Annotated in this window: 3 protein-coding genes; 1 reads left to right on the top strand and 2 read right to left on the bottom strand. The window is 72.9% G+C overall.

Annotated elements, in window-relative coordinates; all coding sequences use genetic code 11:
• Positions 1-29: 29 nt before the first annotated feature.
• Positions 30-716 carry a ribosome-associated translation inhibitor RaiA gene (raiA, locus tag ABZ215_RS32370; RefSeq protein WP_020423366.1) on the bottom strand — a complete coding sequence of 229 codons (687 nt, stop codon included), beginning with the start codon at positions 714-716 and terminating at the stop codon, positions 30-32.
• Between the two features lie 678 nt (positions 717-1394).
• On the opposite strand from raiA, the gene ABZ215_RS32365 reads away from it, so the two are divergent.
• Positions 1395-2048, top strand: coding sequence for a ComF family protein (locus tag ABZ215_RS32365; RefSeq protein WP_354953983.1), 654 nt, complete (start codon positions 1395-1397; stop codon positions 2046-2048).
• A 607-nt stretch (positions 2049-2655) separates the two neighbouring features.
• On the opposite strand, the gene ABZ215_RS32360 is transcribed toward ABZ215_RS32365, so the two are convergent.
• Positions 2656-4401 (bottom strand): LpqB family beta-propeller domain-containing protein, encoded by a 1746-nt coding sequence (locus tag ABZ215_RS32360; protein WP_354953981.1) that lies wholly within the window; start codon positions 4399-4401, stop codon positions 2656-2658.
• Between the last annotated feature and the right edge of the window lie 472 nt (positions 4402-4873).

Below are 4873 nucleotides of genomic sequence, written 5' to 3'. Positions count from 1 at the left end.
CCTCGCGCGCGGGCCGTTCGCAGACGCCGCTAGTGGTCGAGGCGGATCACGCCGTAGGCGAAGCCCTTGCGCCGGTAGACGACGCTGGGGACGCCGGCCTCGACGTCGTTGAAGAGGTAGAAGTCGTGTCCGACCAGCTCCATCTCGGAGAGGGCCTGGTCGATGGTCATGGGTTTGGCGGAGTGGTGCTTCTCCCGGACGATCCGGCCGGGGAGGTGTTCGGCGGCTTCGTCGTCCCATCGCTGCTGGGTGGGCAGCTCGATGTCCTCCGGGAGTGCCGTGCCGACCTCTTCGGCCACGGGCGCCGGCGCCTCGAGCACTGCGGTCGACGCGCGGCCGGTGGCCGGCGTCGCTCCCGCGGCGACGGCGCTCGACGTCGCTTCGGCGACGGATTCCGGACAGCGGCGCCCGTAGTGGACGCGCCGGCGGTCGTGCATCTTGCGAAGGCGGTTCTCGAGCTTGTTGAGAGCGGTGTCGAGGGCGGCGTAGAAGTCCCCGGCGGTGGCCTCGGCCCGGACGACCGGGCCCTTGCCCCGGCCGGTGATCTCCACCCGCTGGCAGTTCTTCAGCTGCCTGCGGTTGGGCTCGTGGAAGAGCTCGACCTCGTAGCGGAAGACCTTCTTGTCGTAGCGCTCCAGGCGCTCGAGCTTGTCACCGACGTGTGTGCGGTAGTGATCCGGCACCTCGACGTTACGGCCTTTGACGACGATTTCCATACACGACCTCCCTCATTGCGGAATGAGTTCGAGAGCTCTCCTGATGGATCGGCGCCGACGCCGCTCCCGCCCGACCGGTCTGATGGCAGAACCGGGGGTCAATCTTCCGTCGGCGCCAGGGTCATCGGCTGTTCACCTCCCTGCCGGCGGGACTTGCTATAGCGCAGCACGCTAGCGCGGTAACGCGGATCACAAAACCCCCCGAGCCGGGGGATGTCACGGATCGGGAACCGGTGACGGTCCGCGTCTGAACCCGTCCAGGCGCGTTGACCTGCTGCTCCGTTCGGAGCAGGACGCGAGACCGGTTTTCACCTTGACATTGCGCCGTTTTCCGGCGTCCAGCCCCGTGGGTGACGGAACCACGCTCCGGCCGCAGCACTCCCCTGGACGCTTGCGGGTGAGCCGCTCCGCCGTTCCAGGGCCTCATGTCCCGACAACGGCCGGGGGCCGTCTCGCGTTCCCGGCGAAGTGCGCCCGGGTGGGTGACAGACGCGGAATTCCTTGTCACACAAAGAAGAAACTTGAACGCCGATCAGTTGCGGTTGGACGGAGCACCGGGTCTGCGCGCCGCCGGGAGTCGCCTCGCCGACCGGCTCCGGTTGGTCCATTTGATCTAATCACCGGCCGCCCGGGGCTGCGGCGTCCGAAACTGTCGGTGCCCGTCCGCACACTCTCCGCATGAACATCGCACTGGATCTGCTCCTACCCGCCCTGTGCGCCGCCTGCGGGGTCGCCGGCGCCGCCTGCTGCGCGGCCTGCCTGCTCGAACTCGCGCGCCCGCACCCGGCTCCGCGCGGCTCGGCCGGGGTGCCGGTCTACGCGCTGGCGGCCTACGAGGGCACCGCACGGCGTCTCGTGCTGGCCTACAAGGAACGCGGCCGCCGGGACCTGGCCGATCCGCTGGGGCGGGCGCTGGCCGCGGCGGTGCCCCACCTCCCCGAGGCTAGGGCGGCCCCGGACGGGACGTGGTGGCTGGTCCCGGCCCCGTCGCGCCGGTCGGCGTCGCGGCGGCGGGGTGGCGCGCACCTGCTCCGCCTGGCCCGGCGGTGCGCCGTGCACCTGGCCCGCGCAGGGCAGGCGGCCGCCGTCGCCCCGGCACTGTGGTTGTCTTCGCGAGCCCGCGACGCGGTGGGGCTCGACCGCGACCAGCGCGCGGAGAACCTCGCCGGCCGCCTGCGGCTCGACCCGCGGGGCCACCCACCGCCCGGCGTGCCGGTCGTCCTGCTGGACGACGTGACCACCACGGGCGCGACGATCGCCGCCTGCACTCGCACACTCGCCGCCGGAGGCTGGGAAGTGAGCACGGCACTGGTGCTGACCGCCGCCGGCTGACCCGGCGCCCCCGGGGTCGCTGTCGCGCACCCGTAGAGCGGCCGGGGTAAGAACGGCGAGGCGCCGCCACCCGGTCGCCCTGACGACCGCCGGGGCGCCTCGGCACCCCCACCGCCCGGTCGTCCTCACGGCCACCGGGCGCCCCGGAACCATCCGCCACCGGATCCCCCGGGACCCTCCACCACCGCGGCTCGCTGCCGCGCGTCCACGGATCCGCCGGCGTAGAGGGGCGAGCCGTCACCGCCCGGTCGTCCTAACGGCCGCCGGGTGCCCGCGGCCCTCCGCCGCCACGGCTCGCTGCCGCGCGCCCACAGGCCCCCGGGTAGAACGGCCAGCCCTCGCCGCCCGGCCACCCCCGGCACCCTCCACCGCCGCGGCTCGCTACCGCGCGCCCACGGATTCGCCGGGGGTAGAACGGCGAGCCGTCACCGCCCGGTCGTCCTAACGGCCACCAGGTGCCCCGGAACCATCCGCCGCCACGGCTCGCTGCCGCACGCCCACGGACCCCCGAGGTAAAACGGCCAGTCCTCGCCGCCCGGCCACCCCCGGCACCACCGGACGCCCCGGCACCCTCCACCACCGGAGCTCGCTGTCGCGCGCTCGAAGATCAGCCCGGGTAGAACGGCGACGCATTGCCGCCGAAGCTGTGCGGGTGCGGGCGCCACACTTCGCCGACGTCGGAGGCCGTCCACAGGCCACCGTCGTCCGCGACGACTATCGACCGGCCGGGTGCGGCGGTGATGGCGTGGACCGGGAGCGTCAGGTTCGAGATGTTGAACGGGTCCAGCCGGAGCCCGTCGATCGGGATCTTGACCACCGGCTGCGACGGCATGGTCGTGGCGGCGACCAGGGCGTCCTGGCTGAGCCAGTCGACGTCCACGACCCCGCCCAGGGTGCCGCCCTGCAGGATCCGCGGCGCCCGCAGCGTCACCGAGTCCTGGGTGCGCACCACCGACGCCACGAGCAACTGCCCGCCCGCGACCACCGCGGCCCGCGCGCCGTCGCGGGACAACCGCAGCACACTGATCGGACCGACCTGGAGGATCTCATCGGCGTTCACCACCTGCGGCACCCAGCTGCCGTCCGGCGTTCGCAGCGCGCGGACCACCGTCTGCCCGTCCACGACGGTCCACACCTCACCGGAACCGTCCGCGGTGGCCGTGGGCCGCCAGGTCGGCCGGGTCATCGTCGCGCCCGCGAGGTCGACGGCGGCCGCGTCCTTGCCGAACTGACCGACCCGTAGCCGCTGCCGTCCGTCGGCGTACTCGACGATCGCCAGCTGACGCCCGTCGATCGACTGGGCCGCGCTGGCCACCTGGTAACCGCTGCCCTGGCCGGCCGGGCCGGAGATCAGCGAACCGTCGCCGAGCGAGCGCACCCGCCCGTTCACGGTCACCAGCCCGGGCTGGTCCGCGCTCGGCGAGGCCAGCGCAGTGTAGGACGGCAGATCGCTCGGCACCCAGTCCTCGTGCCCGTCCACCAGCGGGGCGCCGTCGGACAACAGCCGCACCCGGTTCGTGGTCACCGACTGCAGCGACAGCACGATCTGCGCGGCGATCAGCCGCCGCACGTCCGCGGTCTGATCGGCCACGCCGGTCAGCGGGACGACGAGCGCACCGTCCGGCGCGGTCGTCACGTTGCCCTCGGTGTTCGCATCCTCGGGAAGGAGGTTCCGCACCGCGCCGACCAGGCTCGTCGACGGCCCGGCCAGCAGCAGCCCGACCACGCGCCCGGCGAGGCCGGTCTGCGGTTTGCCCGCCACGTACCGCAGGTCGGGCACCACGGTGTTGGAGTCCTGCGCGAAGAAGAAAGCCTGCACCCGCACGTAGTTCGCGGTGAAGTCGCTGTAGGGCATCACGAGGTTCGGCGGCGGGTTCGTGATCCGCCACTGCCCGTCGGACTGGCGCCGCACCAGCAGCTTCAGCTCGACCGGCGTGCGCAGCGAGATGAACGCGCCGTCCTCACGCAGCGTGCCGAGGCCGGTGCCGCGCAGCACGACGTTGACCTCGTTCGGGTTCGCCGTCGTGTCCGCGCCGGTGGCCGGGACGGTCGCGAACACGTCGTCGATGATCGTGATGACCTTGCCGGGCGCCCACGCCTTGGCCGCGCCCTCGTCGAGGTACATGCGCGCGGCGGCGTTGTTGCTGATCGGCTGGGCGCTCGCGCGGACGAAGTCGCGGACGACGGTCAGCGCGTCCAGGTCCTTCGCCGGCTGCGGCACGTCCGGGTTGACCGGCTGCCCCAGCTCCTGCTGCGGCACGGCGACGGGCTGCGATTCCTCGGGCACGTTCGCGCACCCCGCGGCGAGCACGAGGCAGGCGAACAAGGCGAACAGCCGCGGCAGGACCCTCACACGCCCTCCCGCACGGACAGCCGCGCCCATCCCGCCAGCGGGAGCCGCGATTCGGGCAGAACCGCGCTCAACGAGCGACCGGCACCGAGAACAGCTCCACCGAAGGAGGGACACACCCCGGGAACGGATGCGCTCAAGGAGCGCCCCTCCCCAGACAGAACTGCGCTCGAGGAGCGGCGCGCCCCGGAAACAGCGGCACTCAAGGAACGGCCCGACCAGGGAGAAGCTGCCCCCATAGACCGACGCGCCTCAACACCAGCTGCACTCCAGGAAGGAGCCGCCACAGGAAGAACTGCGCCTAGGGATCGAAGCGCCCCGGGCAGGGCCGTGGCCAAGGACCGACCCGTCCCGGGCAGGGCCGCGCCCAAAGAGCGGCCGCCGCGCGCCTGGCCGGCACGCAGCCGAACCGCAGCACTCACGGAGCCACCGCCACGCCCCTGGCCGGAACGCAACCGAACCGCAGCGCTCACGG

This window comes from Amycolatopsis sp. NPDC006131 (assembly GCF_040614175.1).
In the GTDB taxonomy this organism is placed as follows: domain Bacteria; phylum Actinomycetota; class Actinomycetes; order Mycobacteriales; family Pseudonocardiaceae; genus Amycolatopsis_E; species Amycolatopsis_E tucumanensis.
The sequence above is the reverse complement of the archived record's forward strand: the minus strand, read 5'-3'. Positions and strand labels throughout refer to the sequence as shown.

Bases quoted from the DNA above. Each gene is read 5' to 3' on its own strand.
- raiA (WP_020423366.1), bottom strand. From the start codon at position 716: ATGGAAATCGTCGTCAAAGGCCGTAACGTCGAGGTGCCGGATCACTAC.
- ABZ215_RS32365 (WP_354953983.1), top strand. From the start codon at position 1,395: ATGAACATCGCACTGGATCTGCTCCTACCCGCCCTGTGCGCCGCCTGC.